This is a genomic window from Curtobacterium sp. NPDC087080, from assembly GCF_044745105.1.
GTDB lineage: Bacteria > Actinomycetota > Actinomycetes > Actinomycetales > Microbacteriaceae > Curtobacterium.
This window is the reverse complement of sequence record NZ_JBIUZP010000002.1, coordinates 635878-657914: the sequence shown is the minus strand read 5'-3', so window position 1 is coordinate 657914 and position 22037 is coordinate 635878. Positions and strand designations below refer to the sequence as shown.

At 73.0% G+C, this 22037-nt stretch carries 17 protein-coding genes; 1 reads left to right on the top strand and 16 read right to left on the bottom strand.

The annotated features are described in order from the left end of the window. Positions 1–62: 62 nt before the first annotated feature. From ACIPEQ_RS07255 to ACIPEQ_RS07225, 7 genes are all read right to left on the bottom strand, one after another. Entirely contained in the window at positions 63–908 is an 846-nt protein-coding gene (locus ACIPEQ_RS07255; protein ID WP_126891923.1) for an ABC transporter permease, read from the bottom strand. After that, complete coding sequence (locus ACIPEQ_RS07250) at positions 905–1981, bottom strand: ATP-binding cassette domain-containing protein (RefSeq protein ID WP_402714666.1); 1077 nt, start codon at positions 1979–1981, stop codon at positions 905–907. Before ACIPEQ_RS07250 ends, ACIPEQ_RS07255 begins: the two co-directional genes overlap by 4 nt. A 59-nt stretch (positions 1982–2040) precedes the next feature. Beyond that, the gene (locus tag ACIPEQ_RS07245) at positions 2041–2886 is read right to left on the bottom strand and encodes a hypothetical protein (RefSeq protein ID WP_402714665.1); all 846 of its coding nucleotides are present in this window, start codon (positions 2884–2886) and stop codon (positions 2041–2043) included. A gap of 113 nt (positions 2887–2999) precedes the next feature. Then, positions 3000–4574 (bottom strand): inositol monophosphatase family protein, encoded by a 1575-nt coding sequence (locus tag ACIPEQ_RS07240; protein ID WP_402714664.1) that lies wholly within the window; start codon positions 4572–4574, stop codon positions 3000–3002. A gap of 183 nt (positions 4575–4757) precedes the next feature. Then, a complete protein-coding gene (locus ACIPEQ_RS07235) occupies positions 4758–5159 on the bottom strand; it encodes a DUF3054 domain-containing protein (RefSeq protein WP_402714663.1) in 402 nt (133 codons plus the stop codon). Between the two features lie 162 nt (positions 5160–5321). Continuing rightward, the gene (locus ACIPEQ_RS07230) at positions 5322–5975 is read right to left on the bottom strand and encodes a spermidine/putrescine ABC transporter substrate-binding protein (RefSeq protein ID WP_126891927.1); all 654 of its coding nucleotides are present in this window, start codon (positions 5973–5975) and stop codon (positions 5322–5324) included. A gap of 579 nt (positions 5976–6554) precedes the next feature. Beyond that, the gene (locus tag ACIPEQ_RS07225) at positions 6555–7487 is read right to left on the bottom strand and encodes a DUF3097 domain-containing protein (protein WP_402714662.1); all 933 of its coding nucleotides are present in this window, start codon (positions 7485–7487) and stop codon (positions 6555–6557) included. Positions 7488–7584: 97 nt separating this feature from the next. Between ACIPEQ_RS07225 and ACIPEQ_RS07220 the strand changes: the two genes are divergently transcribed. Beyond that, positions 7585–8637 carry a zinc-dependent alcohol dehydrogenase family protein gene (locus ACIPEQ_RS07220; protein ID WP_402714661.1) on the top strand — a complete coding sequence of 351 codons (1053 nt, stop codon included), beginning with the start codon at positions 7585–7587 and terminating at the stop codon, positions 8635–8637. Between the two features lie 64 nt (positions 8638–8701). On the opposite strand, the gene ACIPEQ_RS07215 is transcribed toward ACIPEQ_RS07220, so the two are convergent. The 9 genes from ACIPEQ_RS07215 to mnmA all read right to left on the bottom strand — a co-directional run bounded on the left by ACIPEQ_RS07215 (position 8702) and on the right by mnmA (position 22004). Continuing rightward, entirely contained in the window at positions 8702–9385 is a 684-nt protein-coding gene (locus ACIPEQ_RS07215) for a methyltransferase domain-containing protein (protein ID WP_402714660.1), read from the bottom strand. 59 nt (positions 9386–9444) lie between these two features. Then, positions 9445–10530: a type III polyketide synthase gene (locus ACIPEQ_RS07210; protein WP_402714659.1), complete on the bottom strand. Its 1086-nt coding sequence runs from the start codon at positions 10528–10530 to the stop codon at positions 9445–9447. 124 nt (positions 10531–10654) lie between these two features. Further along, positions 10655–12160 carry an Asp-tRNA(Asn)/Glu-tRNA(Gln) amidotransferase subunit GatB gene (gatB, locus tag ACIPEQ_RS07205; RefSeq protein ID WP_402714658.1) on the bottom strand — a complete coding sequence of 502 codons (1506 nt, stop codon included), beginning with the start codon at positions 12158–12160 and terminating at the stop codon, positions 10655–10657. Next, on the bottom strand, positions 12160–13707 hold the full coding sequence (gene gatA / locus ACIPEQ_RS07200; RefSeq protein WP_126891933.1) for an Asp-tRNA(Asn)/Glu-tRNA(Gln) amidotransferase subunit GatA: 1548 nt from the start codon (positions 13705–13707) through the stop codon (positions 12160–12162). The genes gatB and gatA overlap by 1 nt, the downstream gene beginning before the upstream one ends. Further along, complete coding sequence (gatC, locus tag ACIPEQ_RS07195) at positions 13704–14003, bottom strand: Asp-tRNA(Asn)/Glu-tRNA(Gln) amidotransferase subunit GatC (RefSeq protein WP_058728900.1); 300 nt, start codon at positions 14001–14003, stop codon at positions 13704–13706. Before gatC ends, gatA begins: the two co-directional genes overlap by 4 nt. Positions 14004–14165: 162 nt before the next feature. Next, positions 14166–16583: a transglycosylase domain-containing protein gene (locus ACIPEQ_RS07190; RefSeq protein ID WP_402714657.1), complete on the bottom strand. Its 2418-nt coding sequence runs from the start codon at positions 16581–16583 to the stop codon at positions 14166–14168. An 89-nt stretch (positions 16584–16672) separates the two neighbouring features. Next, positions 16673–18067 carry an alpha/beta hydrolase gene (locus ACIPEQ_RS07185; protein ID WP_402714656.1) on the bottom strand — a complete coding sequence of 465 codons (1395 nt, stop codon included), beginning with the start codon at positions 18065–18067 and terminating at the stop codon, positions 16673–16675. A gap of 258 nt (positions 18068–18325) precedes the next feature. Then, entirely contained in the window at positions 18326–20716 is a 2391-nt protein-coding gene (gene ligA / locus ACIPEQ_RS07180; RefSeq protein ID WP_402714655.1) for an NAD-dependent DNA ligase LigA, read from the bottom strand. 181 nt (positions 20717–20897) lie between these two features. Next, positions 20898–22004 carry a tRNA 2-thiouridine(34) synthase MnmA gene (mnmA, locus tag ACIPEQ_RS07175; protein ID WP_402714654.1) on the bottom strand — a complete coding sequence of 369 codons (1107 nt, stop codon included), beginning with the start codon at positions 22002–22004 and terminating at the stop codon, positions 20898–20900. Positions 22005–22037 lie beyond the last annotated feature (33 nt).

Below are 22037 nucleotides of genomic sequence, written 5' to 3'. Positions count from 1 at the left end.
AGTCGATCGTAAGCGGTCCCGGTGACCCTCGGGGACCCCTCGTGCGGGACCGTGGAGCGGACTCAGCCCGCGCTGATCCTGGTGTACTTCCGGACGGCCAGCGGCACGAACACCACGAGCATCACCGCGATCCCGACCAGGACGGTCGCGACGGGGTGCTGCATCGTCCAGACGTCGGGCACCGGCGCGGTCCCGGCGTTGCCGAACAGCTCCCGTGCGGCCTGCACGAGCGAGGACACCGGGTTCCACTCGGCGAACACCCGCAGCACCAGCGGCATCGTCTCGCTGGGCACGAACGCGTTCGAGATGAAGGTCAGCGGGAACAGCACCATGAAGGACGCGTTGTTGATGACCTCCGGCGTCCGGACGCTCATCCCGAGCAGCGCCATCACCCAGCTGAACGCGTAGCTGAACAGCAGGAGCAGCCCGACCCCGGCGAGGAACTCGTGCGGCGCCGACCCGACCCGCCAGCCGACCGCGAGCCCGGTCAGCATCATGATCACCATCGAGATCGCGTTGAGCACCAGGTCCGAGTTCGTCCGACCCACCAGCACCGCCGACGCCGACATCGGCAGCGTCCGGAACCGGTCGATCAGCCCCTCCTTGAGGTCCTGCGCCATCGCCGACCCCGAGAAGGTCGCCCCGAACACGACCGTCTGCGCGAAGATGCCCGCCATGAGGAACTGCGTGTAGTCCGTTCCCCGCACCTGGATGGCTCCGCCGTACACCTGGCTGAAGAGCAGCACGAACATGATCGGCTGCAGCACCGCGAACACGAGCATGTCCGGCGAGCGCTTGATCTTCGTCAGGTTCCGCCACGTGACGGTCCAGCCGTCCTCGAACCAGATCGCGACGGGCGACGTCACGACCACCGGCAGCTGCTGCCGCGGTGCGCCGACGGCGGTCACCGGACACGCTCCGGCGCGCTGTCGGTCGCGTCGCCGGCGGCCGGCACCGTGTCACGTCGACCCGCCCGGGAGGCACGGCCCGCGCCCGCCCCGCCGCCACCGTCCGGCGCGTCCCCGTCCTCCGCCGTGGCGGCGTGTCCCGTGAGGCGCAGGAAGACGTCGTCGAGCGTCGGCCGGCGCATGCCGGCGTCGTGCAGCCGGATGCCCGCCTCGCCGAGATCGGCGAGCACCCGCTGGAGCGCCTGCGGTCCGGCCTCCACCGCGATGCCGGAGGTCCGCCCGTCGGCCGAGGTCTCCACGTCACCGACGCCGTGGCGACGCAGGGCGGTGACCACGGCCTCCCGGTCGTCCCCGTCGACCAGGGTGACGACCACCCGGTGGCCGCCCACCTGGGCCTTGAGCTGGTCGGCGGTGCCCTCGGCGATCACCCGTCCGTCGTCGATCACGGCGATGTCGTCCGCGAGCTGGTCGGCCTCCTCCAGGTACTGCGTCGTGAGGAGCACGGTGGCGCCGTCGCCGACCAGGCCCTCGATGATCCCCCAGAGCGCGAGCCGGCTCCGGGGGTCGAGGCCGGTCGTCGGCTCGTCGAGGAACAGCACCCGCGGGTTCGTCACGAGTGCGCCGGCGAGGTCGATGCGTCGGCGCATCCCGCCGGAGAAGCCCTTCACCGGGCGGTCACCGGCCTCGGACAGGTCGAACACCTCGATGAGCTCGCGGGCCCGCTGCCGCGCCGCCCGTCGTCCGAGGTGGTACAACCGGCCGATCATCTCGAGGTTCTCGGCCCCGGTCAGGTTCTCGTCGACCGCGGCGTACTGCCCCGAGACACCGATGGACCGCCGGGTCGCCTGCGGGTCGGCGACCACGTCGATGCCGTCGATCGTCGCCCGACCGGAGTCCGGGGTGACGAGCGTCGTGAGGACCTTGACGGTCGTGGTCTTGCCCGCGCCGTTCGGCCCGAGGAGCGCCGTGACGGTGCCCTCGGGGACGGCGAGGTCGAGCCCGGCCAGTGCGTGCACCGGCCCCGAGCGCGATCGGTAGGTCTTGGTCAGCCCGGAGGCCTCGATGATGGCCATGTCGCTCCCTCGTCGGCCACGTCGGTGTGGTGTGGGGTCGGCGGGAGCGACGCCGTCAGTCAGACGTCGAAGTCACCGCCGAAGTCGCCGAAGCCGCCACCGCCGAAGTCACCGCCGCCGTCGTCCCAGCCCGCGTTCTCGTACCCGCCGCCGTCGGACGCGCCCGCATCGGACGCCCCGCCGTCGCCGGAGTCGGCACCAGTGTCCTCCGAACCACCGTCGCCCGCAGCATCGGTACCGCCGTCGAACGATCCGGCGTCGGGCAGGAAGGCGCTCATGATCGCCGAACCGATGACGTACCCGGCCACCGTGCCGAGGATCGACGCACCGATCATCCGGCCGAACGAGGGACCACCGCGCTGCCCCATCGCACCGGCACCACCGTTCATCCCGCCGAGCGAGCGCTCCATGAAGCCGGGCTGCCGGATCTCCGACCGGGTCGCCGCCTGGGCCAGGGACCGGGGGTCGTCGCCGCGGGGTGCCTCGCCGGCGGGAGCGCTGCGGGTGAACTCGTCGTAGACCATCCGGCGCTGCTCGGGGGTCAGGGTCGCGAACGCCTCGGCGTGGACCTCCTCGATGCGCTCGGGCGGAGCCGTGCGGAGCAGGTAGCGGTAGCGCTCGACGGCACGCTGGTCCTCTGCGGACGAGGCGTCCTGCTGGCCGCCGGGCTGCTGTGCACCCGGTCCGCCCGGCTGCTGTCCGCCCCACTGCGGCGTGCCGTACTGGCCCTGCGGAGTGCCGTACTGCTGGCCCTGCTGGACGGGCGGCACCTGGTACGACTGCTGGCCGTACCGGTAGCCCTGCTGGGTCGGCTGCTGCGGCTGCTGTTGCTGCGGCTGGCCCCACCCGCCCTGCTGGTCGCGGTCGCGATCAGGACGGCCGAGCAGTCGGTCGAGGAATCCCATGTCGTTGCTCCTTCGGTGCGGTCCGTCCCGGTCGGGAGCGTCCGTCGACACCAACCTAGGCAGCGCCGACGACCACTGGCTGTACGGCTGCACAGAAGCAGCCGAGAGCGGTGTCAGCGCGCGCCGAGAGCCGTCGACCAGATCGCGAAGAGCTCGTCGGCCGTACCCGGGTGCGCGACGAGGAAGGGCTCTCCCGCCCGCGGGAAGCCGACCGCGGGGCCGTCGAGGGTGAGGACCACTCCCCCGGCCTCGTGCACGAGCAGCACCGCCGCGCCGTGGTCCACCGGATCGAACGACGGGACGCAGCCGCCGACCCCGCGACCGGCGGCGACCTGCGCGACCGTCAACGTGCTGGAACCCATCACGCGCACCGCGCAGGCGCGGTCCGCCAGCGCGGCCACGAGCCTCCCGGCCCCGTCCCGCGCCCCCTGTCCACCGAACTCGACGCCCACGACGGACCCGGCAAGCACCCGAGGCGTGTCGTCGAGGTGCAGCGGTGTGTCGCGGAGCACCGCACCCCGGCCGCGCCGGGCCTCGAGGACCTCGCCGCGCCACGGGTCGGCCACGACCCCGACGAGGGGCTGCCCGCCGCGGGTCAGGCACAGCGACATCGCCGTCCAGGGCACCCCGTTGACCAGGTTCGTCGTGCCGTCGACCGGGTCGAGGTACCAGTGGTGCCGGTCGCCCGGTGCCGTGCCGTACTCCTCGCCCGTGAACCCGTGCGTGGGGAAGGCCGCACGGACGCGGGCACGGACGAGTCGCTCGACCGCACGGTCGACGTCGGTGACCGGACCGCCGACGCCGCGCTTCGTCCCGACCTGGCCGACCGGGTGCTCGCGGGTGAAGGCGATCACCTCGTGCGCGATGCGGTGGGCGAGCGCCTGGGCACGCGTGCCGACCTCCTCCTCGGTGGGTTCGCGCTCGGGCAGAGCCCAGCCGTCGCGCTCGCCGCCGGCCAGCACGGCCCGGGCGGACGCGACGTCGTCGGTGGCCACGAGGTCCGCTCCGGTGCGCGCCGCCCAGCGGACGGGCTCCGGCTCGTCGACGGTCCGCACGGCGACCGCGACGCCGAGGTCGTGCGCGGCGGCGACCGTGTCCGGCGTGAGGAACACGTCGTCGAGCACCAGGGTCGACGGTCGGAGCTCCGCCGTGTCCTCGGCGGTCGGGACGTCGAGCGACTCCCACGGGAGCCACGTGTCGGCGCTCGGCAGTGCTGCACGGACCGCGGCGAGCGCCGGGGGCGTCCCCGTCCACGCGACCTTGGTGTCCCAGGTGGACGCGGCGACCGTCCTCGTCGCGACCAGGGCGTCGGCGGGGTCGACGACGTGGAGCAGGAGGGCCGCCCGGCAGCCGTCGAGCCGTTCCAGCACGGCGTCCAGGCGCGGGATGCGGTCGAGCCCGTTCCCGAGCCGGGCGACCTCGCACCACGAGACGTCGGCGACGCGGCGCGGGTCGCCCCAGAGCCGACCGAGGGTCTCGTCGAGCAGCAGGACCGCGACGCCGTCGGCCGTCCGGCGCACGTCGACCTCGACCACGTCGGCGCCGAGGGCCTCGGCGACGGCGATGGACGGCAGGGTGTCCTCGCGTCGGACCCGGGGCGCGCCACGACGCGCGACGAGACGCGGGAGGGTCCGCGCTGCGCGGCCGTCGTGGTCCGGGCCGACGGTGGCGTGGTCGAGCGTCGTCATCCCGGCATGCTCCCGGCCGCGGGTGGCGGGTGGGTGACCGGCGGGTGAACGGACGCGGCGGTGGAGCGGAGTCTGGTCGGGTGCTCAGGCGCGGCCGGCGTCCTGGCGTCCGGTCGGGTCCTGTCCGGTCTGTCGCTCAGGCGCGGCATGCGGCCCCGGCGCCCGGTCGGGTCCGTCCGCCGCTCAGGCGCGGCCGCGGCCCCGGCGTCCGGCACGGAGGACGAGTCCGACGACCAGACGCCACCCCAGCAGGAAGACCGCCAGGACGATCGTCGCCACGATCACGAACGACAGCGGCAACGGATCGCCCGCGACGTCGCCCTGCCCGGTCAGCACCCGGAACAGCATGCCGATCGCGACCGTCGCCACCCAGACGACCACACCGGTCGGCCACAACCGGAGCGGGTGCCGCCAGCCGCGCACGACCAGGTAGCCGACCAGCCAGCCGGCCAGGAACGGGTATGCCGTGGTCCAGGTCCCGGCGAACGTCGTCGCCTCGGCGTGCGAGGACCGCCCGATGAGCGCGAACACGACGATGAGGACGATGTCGACGACGGCTGCGAGCCAGCCCCAGGTGCGAGTCACCCGCTCATTGTCCCGCTGTCGGACCACCGCGAGCGACACGTGGACGGTCGCTGGTCTGCCGTCGCTGCGTCGGAGCGTCCAGCCGTCCCCGCGTCGCGGCGTCGCGGCGTCGCGGCGTCGCGGCGTCGCCCCGCCGCGGAGTCCCGGCGTCGTGCCCCGCGGTCAGAAGAGCCCGGGACGCCCAGTGCCCTCCGGTCCGTCGAACCCGCGGAACATGTCGGTGACCAGCGCTGCGATCTGCGGTTCCACCAGGCGCTCGACGGCCTCGGCGATGCGTGGACGGTGCTCGACGAGGGCCAGGCACACGGCCGTCCCCGTCGCGCGCGCGCACTCGTCCGACAGGGCGATCTCGTGCCGGAGTGCTGCCTTCGCCTCGTCGGACAGCGGCTCGCGCGGCGTCTGCTCCCCCGCCCCCGTGCCCGTCATCTCGTCGAGGGTGAAGAGGAACGGTTCCCCCGGCGAGGGCTCCGGGTCCACGTCGAGCCCCTGGAACTCCGGCGAGAGGCCCTCGGTCGGCTGGTACCCCGCGTGCCGTTTCCTCGCGGCTGCCCGTTCGAGCTCGCGCTGCAGCAGCGGGAGGTTCTTCGCGGTGTACTCGTCGACGGCGTCCTCGACGATGGTCGAGATCCGACCGATCAACGCGTGCTGGACGGCGTGCGGGACGTCCGGCCCGAAGCCCGCCGCCGAGGCGATCGGCGATCCGGTGCACTTCCGGCAGATGCGCGTCCGGGGCCGTGCGGTCCCGATCTGCCACCGCGGCAGCCAGCGCAACCACACGTCGACCGCGCTCCGCACGCGACCGTCGATGCCGTCCATCCCTCAACAGTAGGCCGCGCGGCGCGGTTGCCCCCGGAGCACACCCGAGCGGGCGGAAACGCACCGTGCGCGCCGAAGGGCCCGCGGGTCCCGCCCGCTCGCGGAAACGCGCGCGGCATCGTCCCGGCACAGCGCGCGAACGGGCGGAAACGGGAACGGTAACGCCGCGGGGATGCGGATTCCGCCCGCCCGGCACCCCAGCGCCCGACATCCCCCCCACCCAGGAACGCGAACGGGCGAAAACGGGAACAGGAACGCCCACGGAGGCTCGGATTCCGCCCGCCCGGCACCCCGCGCCCGACATCCCCCACCCAGGAACGCGAACGGGCGAAAACGGGAACAGGAACGCCCGCGGAGGCTCGGATTCCGCCCGCCCGGCAACCCAGCGCCCGACATCGAGCAGGCACAGCGCGCGAACGGGCGGAAACGGGAACGGGACCGCCCACGGAGGCGCGGATTTCGCCCGTTCGGGGACGGGACGGGACGGGACGGGGCCGGGGACGGGAACGCGGACGCCGACGGCCGGGAGGCACGGGGCGCCTCCGCCGCGGAGGGTCCGTCGGCGAGTGGCCGGCCGGGTCAGGCCCTCGGCTCGGTCACGAAGTCGATGAGCTCCTCGACACGTCCGAGCAGCTGCGGCTCCAGGTCGGCGAAGGTCCGGACCTGCCCGAGGATCCGCTGCCACGCACGGGCGATGTCGGCCTGCTCCTCGGCGGGCCACCCGAGGTGCTGGCAGATGCCCTTCTTCCACTCGACGGACCGCGGGATCGTCGGCCACGCCTCGAGCCCGAGCCGCGACGGCTTCACCGACTGCCAGACGTCGACGAACGGGTGCCCGACGACGAGGACGTGCGCGCCCCACTTCCCGCGCATCACGGCGTCGGCGAAGCGGGACTCCTTCGACCCCGGCACGAGGTGGTCGACCAGGACACCGACGCGGCGCTCGCGGGTCGGGCGGAACTCCTCGAGGACGTCCGCCAGGTTGTCGACGCCGGAGAGCTCCTCGACGACGACGCCCTCGACGCGCAGGTCGGTTCCCCAGACCTTCTCCACGAGCTCGGCGTCGTGCTTGCCCTCGACCATGATCCGGGAGGGCAGCGCCACGCGTGCCCGCTGCTGCTCGACGGCGAACGAACCGGACGCGGTGCGGAGCCGGCCACCGTCGGCGGCGTGCCGGACCGCCGGGGCCGCTGCGGGCCTCCCGGCCGTCCCGACGGAGCGTGCGGGCGGCGCGGCCGCCGCGGACCGGCCCACCGGAGCCTGCGGACGGCCGAGGGTGACGAGCTCGCCCTCGAGCAGGAACTGTCCGGTGAAGGGGAAGGCGCGCGTGCGACCCTTCCAGTCCTCCAGGGAGACGTTGCCCGCCTCGAGCCCGACGACGGCGCCCGCCCACCCGGAGTCCGGGTCCTCGAGCACCATGTCGCGTTCGAGCGGCACCTGCCGCACCTTCTTGACGCCCTTCGAGCGCCAGTCGCCCGAGAGCACGTCACTGCCGTAGCGGTCGTCGTCCACCCGGGAAGCGTAGTGTCGACGGGTCCCGCAACGGCGCCGGCACCCTGGCGCGTCACGGTACGCGCCGCGTCCACCCCCACGATCGGAAGGCCACCCCGTGCGCGCAACCGTCATCCACGCCCCCCGCGACATCCGCGTCGAGGAGCGCGACACCCCCACCCTCATCGAGCCCAGCGACGCCGTCGTCAAGGTGACCGCGTCCTGCGTCTGCGGCTCCGACCTCTGGCCCTACCGCGGCGTCCGCGGGACCGAGCAGGCCCACACGATCGGACACGAGTTCGTCGGCGTCGTCGAGTCCGTCGGTGCCGACGTCACCGACCTCGCTGCGGGCGACTTCGTCATCGCGCCGTTCACGACGAACGACGGCACCTGCCAGGCGTGCACGCACGGCATGACGAGCGGCTGCGAGCACAGCTCGATCTTCGGCGGTACGACCGACGCCTACGGCCACCCCATCGGCGGCGCCCAGTCCGAGTACGTGCGCGTGCCCGACGCGGCGGCGACGCTCGTGAAGGTCCCCGGCCCGGTGGACGACGACCTCGTGCCGTCGCTCCTCACGCTGTCCGACGTGTTCTCGACCGGGCACCACGCTGCGGTGTCGGCCGAGGTCGGCCCCGGCAAGACCGTCGTGGTCGTCGGCGACGGCGCGGTCGGTCTGTCCGCGGTGCTCGCGGCGTCGCGGCTGGGTGCCGAGCGCATCATCGCGATGAGCCGGCACGCCGACCGCCAGGCGCTGGCGCGGGAGTTCGGCGCGACGGACATCGTCGAGACCCGCGGTGCCGAGGGCATCGCCGCCGTGCGCGAGCTGCTCGGCGGGGAGCTCGCCGACTGCGCCCTCGAGGCCGTCGGCACCGCGGAGAGCATGGACCAGGCGCTGCGGGTCGTCCGTCCCGGCGGCAACGTCGGCTACGTCGGTGTCCCCGCCGGCGACCCGGAGCTGCCGATGCCCTTCCTGTTCGCGAAGAACATCACCGTCGGCGGCGGCATGGCGCCGGCACGCGCGTACATCGAGGAGCTGCTGCCGGACGTGCTGTCGCGGACGATCGAGCCGGGCAAGGTGTTCGACCTCGAGCTGCCTCTCGACCAGGCTGCCGAGGCGTACGCGGCGATGGACGAGCGACGCGCGATCAAGGTGCTGCTGCGCCCGTAGCGACGAGAGGCTCCGGGTCCGGGTCGGCGGCACACGCTGCCCACCCCGGACCCGGCGAACCCCGTCAGGCGTCCCGCACCGCGAGCACCCGGTGCGGTGCCGCCCGCTCGGCGGTCCACCCCGCCGGCAGCGCCTCCTGCAGCTCGGGGACCGTGAACGACCGGCGGATGGAGCGGAGTCCGTCCACCCGGACGAACGTTCCGGCGGACACGAGCGGCGACGCCAGCGCGTACGCCCGGTAGGCCTGCCGCGACCGTCGGATGTCGGAGTGCAGGTTCCGTCCGGTCGCCAGCTGCTCGGAGTCGGACAGGAAGCCGGCACGGGCGTCGTCGTCGAGGTGGTGCAGCACGTGGTTCGACACGACGACGTCGAACCGCTCGCCCGCCGCGACGAGGTCCGCGCTCGACGCCTGCCGGAACGTCACGCCGCGCGCCGCGGACCGCCGTGCCGCGGTGATCGCCCGTTCGTCGGGGTCGACCCCGACGACCTCGAGCGAGAAGCCGTCACTGCCGGCCCACCGCACGAGCGAACGCGCGAGGTCTCCGCCGCCGCACCCGAGGTCCAGCACGCGGGCGCGACCGCTCGGCGGCAGCGCCGGGACGACGTGCGTGCGCCAGACGGCACGCCAACCGCTCACCAGGGCGTTCACCACGGCGAACCGTCGGAAGGTCCGGTCGAGCACCCGCGGGTCGCAGCCCGGGTCGTCCATCAGCTCCTGGAGGTCCGTGTCCCGTTGCCGGAGGTCCACTGCACGGGATCCGGGCTCGCGCCCGTCGTCCGCGCCACGCGCGGACCAGGCCCGGTCGTTCACGCCTCGACCGCCGTCAGCCTCGCGCTCTCCACCGTCAGTCCGGGTCCGAACGCGACCGCCGCGACGGGAGACCCCGGTGCGATCCCTTGCTCGACGGCGTCCCGGAGCACGAACAGCACGGTCGCGCTCGACATGTTGCCGTGGTCCCGGAGGACGGCTCGACTCGACGCGACAGCGGTGTCGGGCAGCTCGAGGGCGTCCTGCGCCCGGTCGAGGATCGCACGCCCGCCCGGGTGCACCGCCCACACGGGCACGTCGGCGAAGGTCTCCCCCTCGCCGAGGAGCGCGGTGACGGCAGCCGGCACGTGCACGCCGACGAGCTTCGGGACCGCGGTCGAGAGCACCATCTCGAAGCCCTCGTCGCCGATGTTCCAGGCCATCTCCGACGCCCCCTCGGGCACCGTCGCCGTCGCGAAGCGCTCGATGCGCAGACCCGGCCCGCCCGCGGTCACGACCACCGCTGCGGCGCCGTCACCGAACACGCTGTTGGCGACGATCTGGTCCGGGTCGTCCGACGCGCGGACGTGCAGGGTGCAGAGCTCCGCGCAGACGACGAGCACGACCGCGTCGGGGTCCGCTTCGGCGAAGGCCGCCGCGATCCGGAGCGCCGGGAACGCCGCGCAGCACCCCATGAAGCCGATGTGGTGGCGGAAGACCCCGGCGGGCAGCCCGAGCTGGTCGACGACGTCGATGTCCGGTCCGGGCTGCGTGAACCCCGTGCACGAGACGGTCACCAGGTGCGTGACGCGGTCCGGAGACACCCCGGCACGCTCGACCGCGTCCCGCGCGGCCGCGACGAAGAGCGCGGGGGCGAGGTCCCGGTAGCGGTCGTTGCGGGTGCCGGTGGACGGCGACACGAGCTCGCCGGAGTCCTGTCGGAACAGGCCTCCCGGGCGCGAGGCGTCGAGCTCCTCGATGACGGTGTGCCGGTGCTCGACGGCGGATGCGCCGAAGGCCGCGGGGACGATCCGCGCTCCGAGCCGACCGAGGCCCGGCTGACGGGCGAACAGGTCACGCACCGAACCCTGGTCGAGGGTGGTGTCGGGGACGGCGGTCCCGATGGCGCGGATCGTTGCGGTCACTCCTCATCCTGTCACCGGGTCGCTGACGTGTCCCCAGGTTGGCTCGGCCCTGGTCGCCGCCGGCGGACGGACGGGAGGCACGGTGCCAACCGGCACCGTGCCTCCTGTCCGTCGCGTGCGGGCGCTACGCCTGCTGCGCGCGCTCCAGCACCAGCTCGCGGACGCGCGCCGCGTCGGCCTGGCCCTGCATGGCCTTCATGACGGCGCCGATGATGGCGCCGGCGGCCTGGACCTTGCCGTCCCGGATCTTGGCGAGGACGTCCGGCTGGGCGGCGAGTGCCTGGTCGACGGCGGCGGTCAGCGCGGAGTCGTCCGAGACGACCTTCAGTCCGCGGGCCTCGACGACCTGCGCCGGCGAGCCCTCGCCCGCGATGACGCCCTCGAGCACTTGGCGTGCCAGACGGTCGGTCAGGTCGCCGGACTCGACGAGCGCGATGGTCTCGGCGACGTGCTGCGGCGAGACGAGGTCGCCGGGGGTGGCGTCCTGCGCGTTCGCGACACGGCTGATCTCACCCGTCCACCACTTGCGCGCGGCCTGCGGCGACGCGCCGGCGGCGACGGTGGCCTCGACCTCGTCGAGCAGTCCGCCGTTGACGACGTCCTGGAACTCGAGGTCGCTGAAGCCCCAGTCGCCCTTCAGACGGCGACGGCGGGCGACGGGCGCCTCGGGCAGGGACGCCCGGAGCTCCTCGACCACGGCGGGGTCCGGCACGACCGGCAGCAGGTCGGGCTCCGGGAAGTAGCGGTAGTCGTCGGCGTCGGACTTCGGACGCCCGGCCGAGGTGCGACCGGTGTCCTCGTGCCAGTGCCGCGTCTCCTGCGTGATCGTCCCGCCCGCGGCGAGGATCGCGGCCTGGCGCTGGATCTCGTAGCGGATGGCACGCTCGACCGCGCGGAACGAGTTGACGTTCTTCGTCTCCGTCCGGGTACCGAGCTTCTCCTGGCCCCACGGACGTAGCGAGATGTTCGCGTCGCAGCGCAGGTTGCCGCGCTCCATGCGGGCCTCGGACACGCCGAGCGCACGGACGAGGTCACGGATGACCTGGACGTACGCGGCGCCGAGCTCGGGAGCGCGGTCCTTCGCGCCGAAGATCGGCTTCGTGACGATCTCGACGAGCGGGACGCCGGCGCGGTTGTAGTCGACGAGCGAGTACTCGGCGCCCTGGATGCGGCCGGTGGCGCCGCCGACGTGCGTCAGCTTGCCGGCGTCCTCCTCCATGTGGGCGCGCTCGATCGGCACCTGGAAGATCGTGTCGTCAGCGAGCTCGACCTCGACCTCGCCCTCGAACGCGATCGGCTCGTCGTACTGCGAGATCTGGTAGTTCTTCGGGTTGTCCGGGTAGTAGTAGTTCTTCCGGGCGAACCGCGAGGACTCGGCGATCGAGCAGCCGAGCGCGAGCCCGAGCTGGATCGAGTAGCGCACGGCCTGCTCGTTGACGACCGGCAGCGACCCGGGAAGCCCGAGGTCGACCGGGGTCACGTTCGTGTTCGGCTCGCCACCGAAGAAGTTCGGGGCGTCCGAGAACATCTTGGTCTTCGTCGCGAGCTCGACGTGGACCTCGAAGCCGAGCACCGGCTCGAAGCGCTCGAGCGCCTCGTCGAAGTCCATCAGCGCGTCCTTCTGCGCCATCAGATCACACCTTCCTGCGCAGCGGACTGCTGAGACTGGTCGAGGTCCGGGATGCTGTCGATGAGCGGGCGACCCCACTGCTGCTCGAGCAGGCGCTCGAGGGCGGCACCGTAGCGGTAGAGGCGGGCGTCCTCGCGCTGCGGGGCCATGAGCTGCACGCCGGTCGGCAGGGAGTCCTCGGGCGCCAGGCCGTTCGGGATGCTCATGCCGGGGACACCGGCGAGGTTCGCCGGGATCGTCGTGAGGTCGTTGAGGTACATCGACAGCGGGTCGTCGAGGCGCTCCCCGAGCGGGAAGGCGGTCGTCGGCGCCGACGGGCTGATGAGCAGGTCGACCTGGTCGAACGCCGCCGCGAAGTCACGCTGCACCAGGGTGCGGACCTTCTGCGCCGAGCCGTAGTACGCGTCGTAGTACCCGGCGCTGAGCGCGTAGGTGCCGAGGATGATGCGGCGCTTCACCTCGGGGCCGAAACCGGCCTCGCGCGTGGCGGCCATGACGTCCTCGACCGTGGCACCGTTCTCGGGCGTCACGCGCAGGCCGAAGCGGACCGAGTCGAACTTCGCGAGGTTCGACGACGCCTCGGCCGGGAGGATCAGGTAGTACGCGCTGATGGCGTACGCGAACGACGGCGCATCGATCTCGACGACCTCGGCACCCGCCTGCTCGAGGATCGCGACCGTCTCGCGGAAGCGCTGCGTGACGCCGGCCTGGAAGCCCTCGCCCCCGGCGAGCTCCTTGACGATGCCGACCTTGAGCCCGCGCAGCGTGTCGGCCTGCAGGCCCTCGCGCGCGGCTGCGGCCATCGACGGCCAGGCGTCCGGGATCGACGTGGAGTCCTTCGGGTCGTGCCCGCCGATGACGTCGTGCAGCAGCGCGGCATCGAGGACCGTGCGGGACACCGGGCCGATCTGGTCGAGCGACGACGCCAGTGCGATCGCGCCGTACCGGCTGACCCCGCCGTACGTCGGCTTCACGCCGACCGTGCCCGTGACGGCACCGGGCTGACGGATCGAGCCACCGGTGTCGGAGCCGAGGGCGAAGGGTGCCTCGTGCGCGGCGACGGCTGCTGCCGAACCACCGCCGGACCCGCCGGGGATCCGGTCGAGGTCCCACGGGTTGCGCGTCGGTCCGTACGCCGAGAACTCGGTCGTCGAACCCATCGCGAACTCGTCCATGTTGGTCTTGCCGAGCGGCACGAGGCCGGCGGCGCGGAGCTTCGCGACCGGGGTGGCGTCGTAGGGCGGCCGCCAGCCCTCGAGGATCTTCGACCCCGAGGTGGTCGGCATGTCCTGCGTGCACAGGACGTCCTTGATCGCGATCGGCACACCGGCGAGTGCCCCGAGGTCGTCGCCCGCGGCGCGGCGCGAGTCGATCGACCGCGCCGCCGCGAGGGCGTTCTCGTTGACGTGCAGGAACGCGTGCACGTCGCCGTCGACCGCTGCGATCCGGTCGAGGTGGGCCTGGGTGGCCTCGACGCTCGAGACGTCGCGCGCCACGAGGGCGTCGGCGAGGGCGGCCGCGCTGAGGCGGGTGAGGTCGTCGGTCACTGTTCTTCTCCCAGGATGGCCGTCACGCGGAACCGTTCGCCGTCGGAGTCGGGCGCACCGGAGAGCGCCTGCTCCTGGGTCAGCGTCTGCCCCACCACGTCGGGTCGGGTGACGTTGCCGAGCGGCACCGGGTGGCTCGTCGCCGGGACGTCGTCGGTCGCGACCTCGGCGACCTTGGCGACGCTCTCGACGATGTGCGACAGCTCCCCGGTCAGCTTCTCGATCTCGTCGGGCGTGAGTGCGATACGTGCGAGGTTCGCCAGGTGGGCGACCTGCTCGCTCGTGATGTCAGGCATGGTGCTCCGTCGATCGGTTCGTGGAATGCGCACCAGTCTATTGGCCGCGTCCGGCGGCGGCACCACGGCGACCGGGGCTGTGGAGAACCGCCCTGGAGGCCCGATGCCGGTCCGACGGACCGGCACCGGGCCTCCAGGCCGTCGCGTCCTCGCCGCTGTCGCCTACCCGTGCGACGGCGGCTGCTGGGCCGCCCCGCCCGTTCCGGTTCCCGGTGCGCCGCCGGACGTGCCCGTCCCGGTCGACGTCGCGCCGGCAGCCGCGCCCGGCTGCGAGCCGGCCCCGGCGGCCCCGCCCTGTGCGGGCGCGCCCGTCGTCGTGCCGCCGGTCGTGCCCGCGGCGGACGATCCCGGCGCGGAGGGCGCCTGGGCGCTCGCCCCCGGCGCCGCCTGGTCCCCGCCGGTCGCCGCGTCCGACGCCGACCCGTCAGCGGACTGCGCGGACCGCGACGTCGACCCGATCATCGCCGGATCGGGCTCGGGCAGCGCTCCCCCGCCGTACCGCTGGTCGAGCCACGACATCATCGAGCGGCCCACGCCGAACTTCGCGCTGTACCCGGTCGTGCCGTGCGGGAACGGCGTGTTCGCGAGGCCGACGAGCCCCCTGACGTTGCCGACCCACGTGGCGTTCGTGTACTTCGTGCTCGACGTGACGAGCCAGTTCTGCGTGTCGGCGTCGGTCGTGCCGGTCTTGGCGAACTTCGGGGTGCTGTCGCCGGGGTTCGCGGCGGCCGCCGTGCCGTCGCCGGTCAGGACGCCCTGCAGCGCGTAGTCCACCGTCCCGGCGACCTCGGCGGAGACGCCCCGGGTGCAGGTGGACGGCGTCGGGGTGATCGTCGTGCCGTCGGCTTCGCGCACCGAGTCGATCACGGTCGGCGAGCACACGACGCCGCCGTTCGCGAAACCGGCGTAGGCCTCGGCCAGGTCGATCGGCGAGAGCGGGTTGGTGCCGAGCACGGACGCCGGGTTGGACGCCGGGGCCGAGCCGTCCGCCTGGTGGATGCCCATGGCCTGCGCGAGGTCCTTGATCTTGCAGAGGTCGAGCTGCTTCGCCATCGCGCCGAACGCGGTGTTGATCGACTCCGAGGTCGCCGCCTGGACGCTCATGCTCGCCGGGACGGCCTCGGCGTTCGAGACCGGCCAGGGGGATCCGCCGAGCGCCTCGCAGGAGTTGGTGAACTCCGACTGCTGGAACAGGTGCTCGCCCGTCGGCACCGACTCGGACAGCGTGTGCCCGGACGCCAGCCACTCCGCCAGGGTGAACACCTTGTAGGTGGAGCCGGTCTGGAACCCCCCGGAGTTGCCGTAGGCGGTGTCGGCGTTGTAGTCGATCGCGGTCGCGCCGGGCCCGGCGTTGTCGCTCTGCGTGTACGTGGTGTTCTGCACCATCGAGAGCACCCGGCCCGTCCCCGGCTCGACGGTGACGTTCGTGCCGCCCAGGTCCACACCGTCCATCGTCGACGGCACGTAGGACGAGAGTGCCGACTGGGCCTGGGCCTGCAGGTCGAGGTCGAGCGACGTGTGGATCTCGAGGCCCTTCGTGTCGAGGGTCTCGATGCGCTGCGCGGCGGTCTTGCCGAACGCCGGGTCCTGCAGCACCTGGTCGCGGACGTAGTCGCAGAAGTACCCCGCGTCGTACGCGCTCGCCGCCGCCGAGCAGCCGTTCGCGGTGTCCGTGATCTGCGGCGTGACCGGGGTGGCCTTCGCCTGGTCGAGCTGCGCCTTCGAGATGTCGTGGTGCACGTACATCCGCTGCAGGACGTAGTCGCGCCGGGTCTTCGTCGCGGCGTAGCCGTTGGCCGCACCGTTGTCCTTGTCGTCCGGCTCGTCGATGCGCAGGTTCGCCGGGTTGTTGAGGATCGCGACGAGGGTCGCCGACTGCGGGAGCGACAGGTCCTTCGCGTGCACGCCGAAGTAGTACTCGGCGCCCGCCTCGGCACCGTAGACGCGCCCGCCGAGCCCGACGAGGTTCAGGTAGCCGGTGAGGATCTGGTCCTTCGAGTACTTCTTGTCGACCGCGATGGCGTAGCGCATCTCCTGCAGCTTGCGCTGCGGCGTCACCCCGGCGGCGTCCTGGTAGCACGCCGCGACCTTCGCCTGCGTCGCGGCCGCCGTCGCGCCCGTGAGCTCCTCGCACTGCTGCACGAGGACGTTCTTCACGTACTGCTGCGTGATGCTCGAGCCGCCCTGCACGTCGCCGCCGACGACCGTCGCCGCGACGCCGCGGACGGTCCCGAGGACGTCGATGCCGCCCTCGTCCTCGAAGCGCGGGTCCTCGGTGTCGATCGCGGCACGCTTCAGCGACTCGGCCATGGCGTTCGAGGCGACGTCGGTCCGGTTCTCGGCGTAGAACGACGCGATCTTGACCTGTTGCCCGTCCTTCGTGGCGTAGACCGACGACACCTGCTGCGGCGTCTGGATGTCGAGGTAGCTCGGCAGGTCCTCGAAGAACGACACCGCGCCGGAGGTCCCCTCCCCCGCGACCGCCACCGCCGGGGTCACCGCGACCGCCACCAGCAGGCCGGCGAGCCCGGACATGGCGACGAAGGTCGTGAGGGCACCGGTCCACCGCAACGCACGCATGGCGGCACGGTACGGGTGCGGACTGGGGTCGTTCTGCCGTGGGACGGCCGGGGGCTGCGGCGGCGCACAGGATCGCCCACAGGGACGGGTCAGTCGCGGGGCTGGAGGTCCTGGGGACGCAGGAGGTACATGTCGGGCAGGGGCTGCGCGGTGCCGTCACCGCCCTGGCCGCGCCGGGCCTGGTGCCGGACGAGGTCCCCCCGCCCGACGCCGATCAGGGCGACGTCGTGCAGCGAGGCAGTCCCGGGCTTGAGGTAGTCGTTGTGGCCGACCGGACGCCGGAACGGGCCCGTGTCGACGCCCGCGGTGTCGGCCGAGAGGTCGAGGACCGTCGAACCGAACCCCGCCGAGCCCGGGTCGGTCCCGAAGTACCCCGAACCGGCGATCGGGTCGCTGTGCGCGTCCCCGACGTAGACCTGCCCGGTGCGGACCGCGAGCTCTGCGGCGGACTGCACCTCGCTGCCCGGCGAGCCGAGCACCGTGAGCGAGTCAGCCCGCATGTGCCCGGACGACAGCGCCATCAGCGCCGTCGTCGATCCGTAGGAGTGCGCGACGACGTTCAACCGGGGTCGGTCGGTGCCGCGGACGGCGTCGAGGCCGTCGACGACGCGTTCCAGCCGGTCCGCGCCGGTCCGCGCGAGCCCGAGCGACAGGATGTTGGACATGTCGGGGGTGCGGTAGCCCATCCAGGCGAGCACCGCCGTACCGCCCGTCGTGACGCCGGTGCTGCCGTCGCCGTCGCCGTCGCCGCTGGCCGGCGCGCCTCGGCCGGTGCGGGCCTCGGCGAGCGCCGACACCGCCGTCTGCTCGTCGTACAGGTCGCTCGCGGTGTCGGTGAAGTCGTGCATCTGCCCGGTCACGGTGAAGAACATCCCCGGGACGACCACCGAGACGTCCCGGGCGCTCGCCAGGTCTCCGATGGCGACGGCCGCGCGCCCGGTACCCCGGGTGTCGAGGACGACCAGGCGTCGGGGCCCCTCCCCGGGCTCCTGGTGCAGGGCGTCCCGGACCTGCTCGAGCATCGCGGTGCGGGCGGTGGTCGGACCGGACTCGGCGCCCGCGGTCGCGGTCGCATCGTCGGTCAGCCCGGCGTGGAGGGTCGTCCGGTTGGCACGGTCACGGACGTCGTACGGCACCCCGTCCAGGTTGCCCACGACCGCGGGCGCCGACGCGATCAGGCGCTCCCGCGTGGCAGCGCTCAGCGCACCCCACCACCGAGCCACCGAGATCGCCGTCGGCGGCCGGTCCTGCGCGGTCGCGAGCACGCGCTCGTCCGAGTCGGCGCGCGCCAGGTCACCCGAATCGGCCGCGCCGAGCGCGTCGAGGAACGCATCACCCTGCGCCACCGCCAGTCGGTCCAGGTCGGCGTGACCACGGTCCGCGTCGGTCGCGGTGACGTGCAGGACGCCGTGCGCCGCCGCGTCCAGGACCCGGGACTCCGGACCGGGCACAGCGGGGGCCTCGACCACTCCCGAGGAGTGCATCGAGGCGGTGAGTAACAGAGCCGCAGCGATGAGCAGCAATCAGGTCTCCCCGGGAAGGCCGTGTCGTCGACCCCCTCAGGCGACGATTGATGCCCTGTCGAGTGTAAGGAGAATGTGCTCGCGAGGGGATGCGTCCTGCAACTTGTCCCTCGAACTGGGTACGGATCGCGATCGCTCGTCCACGGTCGGCGGCGCGTCGCTCACGGCGAGCCGCGCAGCGCCGTGCTGCGCTGCACCGTCCTGTCCTGTGCCGTCCTGCTAGTCGGCCGTGTCTCCGTCGCCGGTCCCCTGGCCCGCGGCCGCGTCGGAGGACTCCGATGCGTCCGTCTGGTCCGTCCCCAGGGCACAGGGCCCCTCGGTCACGAGCAGGCGGAACTGCTCGGCGTCGATGATCCGCAGCCCGAGCTGCTCGGCCTTCGTGAGCTTCGACCCGGCTCCGGGTCCTGCGGCGACGAAGTCCGTCTTCTTGCTGACGCTCGACGCGGCCTTGCCGCCGGCGGCGATGATCGCCTCCTGTGCCCCTTCGCGGGTGTAGCCCTCGAGCGAACCGGTCGCGACGACCGTGACCCCGCTGAGGACGCCGCCCTCGACCGCGGCGCCGGGACCCGGGTGGTCCGGCGTCGTGAACTGCACGCCGGCCGCGGTCCAGCGGTCGATGATCTCGCGGTGCCAGTCGACGGCGAACCAGTCGAGCAGTGCGTCGGCGATGATCCCGCCGACCCCGTCGACCGCCGCGAGCTCCTCGCGCGACGCGTGCCGGATCCGGTCGAGCGACCCGAAGTGGTTCGCGAGCGCCCGGGCGGCGACCGGACCGACGTGCCGGATGCTCAGCCCGACCATGATCCGCCAGAGCGGCTTCGTCTTCGCGGCCTCGATGTTCGCGAGCATCTCGAAGGCGTTCTTGGACGGGTAGCGGCTCGGCTCCCCGGTGTACTCGGCACCGCGGGCATCGGCGTCGAACGGCGGGTCGGTCTTCTTGCGGGCACGGCTGAACGGCGTCACGCGCTTCGGGGTGCCGTCGTCGTCGGACTTCTCCATGCCGGTCTCGGCGTCACGGACGATGACCTCGATGGGGACGATGTCCTCCATCGTCAGGTCGAACAGTCCGGCCTCGGTGACGAGCGGCGGCTGCTCCGGGTGCAGCGGCTGTGTGAGTGCGGCCGCGGCGACCTCGCCCAGGCCCTCGATGTCGAGCGATCCACGCGACGCGATGTGCTCGACGCGACCCCGGACCTGCGCGGGGCAGCTCCGGGCGTTCGGGCAGCGGAGATCCTTGTCACCCTCCTTCGCCGGGGCGAGGGGTGTGCCGCACTCCGGGCACTCCGAGGGCATCACGAACTCGCGTTCGGTGCCGTCGCGCAGTTCGACGACCGGACCGAGGACCTCGGGGATGACGTCGCCGGCCTTCCGGAGCACGACCGTGTCGCCGATCAGGACGCCCTTCGCCTTCACCACGTCCTGGTTGTGCAGGGTCGCCTGACGCACGACGGACCCGGCGACCTCGGCCGGCTGCATCACGGCGAACGGCGTGGCACGGCCGGTCCGTCCGACGCTGACGACGACGTCGAGGAGCTTCGTGTGGACCTCCTCCGGCGGGTACTTGTACGCGATAGCCCAGCGCGGCGCGCGGGATGTCGACCCGAACTCCTCGTGCAGGGCCAGGTCGTCGACCTTCACCACGACGCCGTCGATCTGGTGCTCGACCGAGGCCCGACGCTCCCCCGTGGTCCGGACGAAGCCGAGGACGTCGTCCACGGTGTCGAACACCCGGTAGTGCGAGCTCGTCGGCAGGCCCCAGGTCTGCAGCAGCTCGTACACCTCGGACTGGGAGTGCACCTCGGTGTCGCGCTCGAGCTCGCGCACCGGCCACGCGCCGATGCCGTGCACGAGCATGCGGAGACGTCGAAGGCGGTCGACCATGAGCGCGCGCTTCGCCTCGGACTTGCCCTCTTCCTTCTGGCGCAGCGAGCCGGCGGCGGCGTTCCGTGGGTTGGCGAACACCCGTTCCCCGGCCTCCCGCTGCCGGGCGTTGAGCTCGTCGAACTGGGCGACGGGGAAGAAGATCTCACCGCGGACCTCGACGATCGCGGGGTGCCCCTCGCCGGAGAGACGGTCCGGGATGGTCCCCATGGTGCGCACGTTGCCGGTGACGTCCTCGCCCACGACGCCGTCACCGCGCGTCGCCGCCGAGACGAGGCGACCGTGCTCGTACCGCAGGTTGATCGCGAGTCCGTCGATCTTCAGCTCGGTCAGGAAGCGGACCCGCTCGGACCCGGCGTCGCGCTGCACCTTGTCGGCCCACTCGGTGAGCTCCTCGGGGCTGAAGACGTTGTCGAGGCTCAGCATCCGCTCGGCGTGCTCGACCGGAGCGAACTGCACGGTCTGAGCCTGTCCGCCGACGGTCTGCGTCGGGCTGTCGGGGGTGAGCAGGTCGGGGAAGCGCTGTTCGATCGCGTCGAGGCGGTGGACCATCGCGTCGTACTCGCCGTCCGCCACCGTCGAGCCGTTGCCTTCGTAGTACTCGTCGCGCAGCTCGTTGATGCGCACCCGCAGGCGGTCGACCTCCCGCTGGGCCTGCGCGGCGTCGAGGTCGGCCGGGGCCAGCGTCTCGAACGTCGAGTCGGCCGAGTCGGGGGTCGTGTCGCTCATGCCTCAGTTCTACCGTGCACCGCCGACCCCGCGCGCAGCGGGCGGCGACACCGCTCTACCGTGCACCGCCGACCCCGCGCGCAGCGGGCGGCGACACCGCTCTACCGTGCACCGCCGACCCCGCGCGCAGCGGGCGGCGACACCGCAGCGGAGCCGACGGCGGCACCCCGGCGGACCGGGCTCAGACGGCCGCGGGAACCGCCGAGACCGTGCGGTCGATCGTGCACTGCCCGAGCACCCGGGTCCCGACGTACACGACCGCGGTCTGTCCGGGGGCGACGCCCGACAGCGGCTCTTCGACGTCGATCACGAGCTCGCCGTCCGCCACCCGCGCCGTCGCCGGCACCGGGTCCGCGTGCGCCCGGATCTGCACGTCGCACGCGAAGGGCTCGGACGGGTCGACGGGCGACGTGCCCGCCCAGGTGTACCGGGACCCGGCCATCGACCGGACGTCGAGGGCCTCCTTCGGTCCGACGACGACGGTGTTGTCCTTCGGTCGGATCTCCAGCACGAAGCGCGGCTTGCCGTCCGGCGCCGGGCGGCCGAGGTGCAGGCCGCGGCGCTGCCCGACCGTGTAGCCCGTCGCGCCCTCGTGCTCGCCGACGACGGTGCCGTCGCGCTCGACGACCGACCCCGGCTCGGCGCCGACGCGGTCGGCCAGCCACCCTCGGGTGTCCCCGTCCGGGATGAAGCAGATGTCGTAGGAGTCGGGCTTCTGCGCGACCGTGAGCCCGCGCGCCGCGGCCTCGGCCCGGACCTCATCCTTCGACGGCGTCGCACCGAGCGGGAACATCGCGTGCTCGAGCTGCTCGGCCGTGAGCACGCCGAGCACGTACGACTGGTCCTTCGCCCATGCCGCCGAGCGGTGCAGCTCGCGTGCACCGTCCGTCCCCGTCACGATCGAGGCGTAGTGGCCGGTGCAGACGGCGTCGAACCCGAGGGCGAGCGCCTTCTCGAGCAGTGCCGCGAACTTGATGCGCTCGTTGCACCGCATGCAGGGGTTCGGGGTGCGGCCGGCCTGGTACTCCGCGACGAAGTCGTCGACGACGTCCTCCTTGAAGCGCGCCGAGAAGTCCCACACGTAGTACGGGATCCCGAGCGCCGAGGCGGCTCGCTGCGCGTCCATCGAGTCCTCGATGGTGCAGCAGCCGCGGCTCCCGGTGCGGAGCGTGCCCGGCATCCGGCTCAGCGCCAGGTGCACGCCGACCACGTCGTGCCCGGCGTCGACGGCCCGCGCCGCGGCCACCGCCGAGTCGACCCCACCGCTCATCGCCGCAAGTACACGCATGCATCCAGGGTAAGCGCATCCCCCGACGAGTCC

Coding starts and splice junctions, on each gene's coding strand:
- ACIPEQ_RS07245 (WP_402714665.1), bottom strand. CDS start 2,886: ATGGGATTCCTCGACCGACTGCTCGGCCGTCCTGATCGCGACCGCGAC.
- ACIPEQ_RS07230 (WP_126891927.1), bottom strand. CDS start 5,975: ATGGACGGCATCGACGGTCGCGTGCGGAGCGCGGTCGACGTGTGGTTG.
- gatC (WP_058728900.1), bottom strand. CDS start 14,003: ATGCCTGACATCACGAGCGAGCAGGTCGCCCACCTGGCGAACCTCGCA.
- ACIPEQ_RS07250 (WP_402714666.1), bottom strand. CDS start 1,981: ATGGCCATCATCGAGGCCTCCGGGCTGACCAAGACCTACCGATCGCGC.
- mnmA (WP_402714654.1), bottom strand. CDS start 22,004: ATGCGTGTACTTGCGGCGATGAGCGGTGGGGTCGACTCGGCGGTGGCC.
- ACIPEQ_RS07185 (WP_402714656.1), bottom strand. CDS start 18,067: ATGCACTCCTCGGGAGTGGTCGAGGCCCCCGCTGTGCCCGGTCCGGAG.
- ligA (WP_402714655.1), bottom strand. CDS start 20,716: ATGAGCGACACGACCCCCGACTCGGCCGACTCGACGTTCGAGACGCTG.
- ACIPEQ_RS07240 (WP_402714664.1), bottom strand. CDS start 4,574: ATGACGACGCTCGACCACGCCACCGTCGGCCCGGACCACGACGGCCGC.
- ACIPEQ_RS07190 (WP_402714657.1), bottom strand. CDS start 16,583: ATGCGTGCGTTGCGGTGGACCGGTGCCCTCACGACCTTCGTCGCCATG.
- gatB (WP_402714658.1), bottom strand. CDS start 12,160: ATGGCGCAGAAGGACGCGCTGATGGACTTCGACGAGGCGCTCGAGCGC.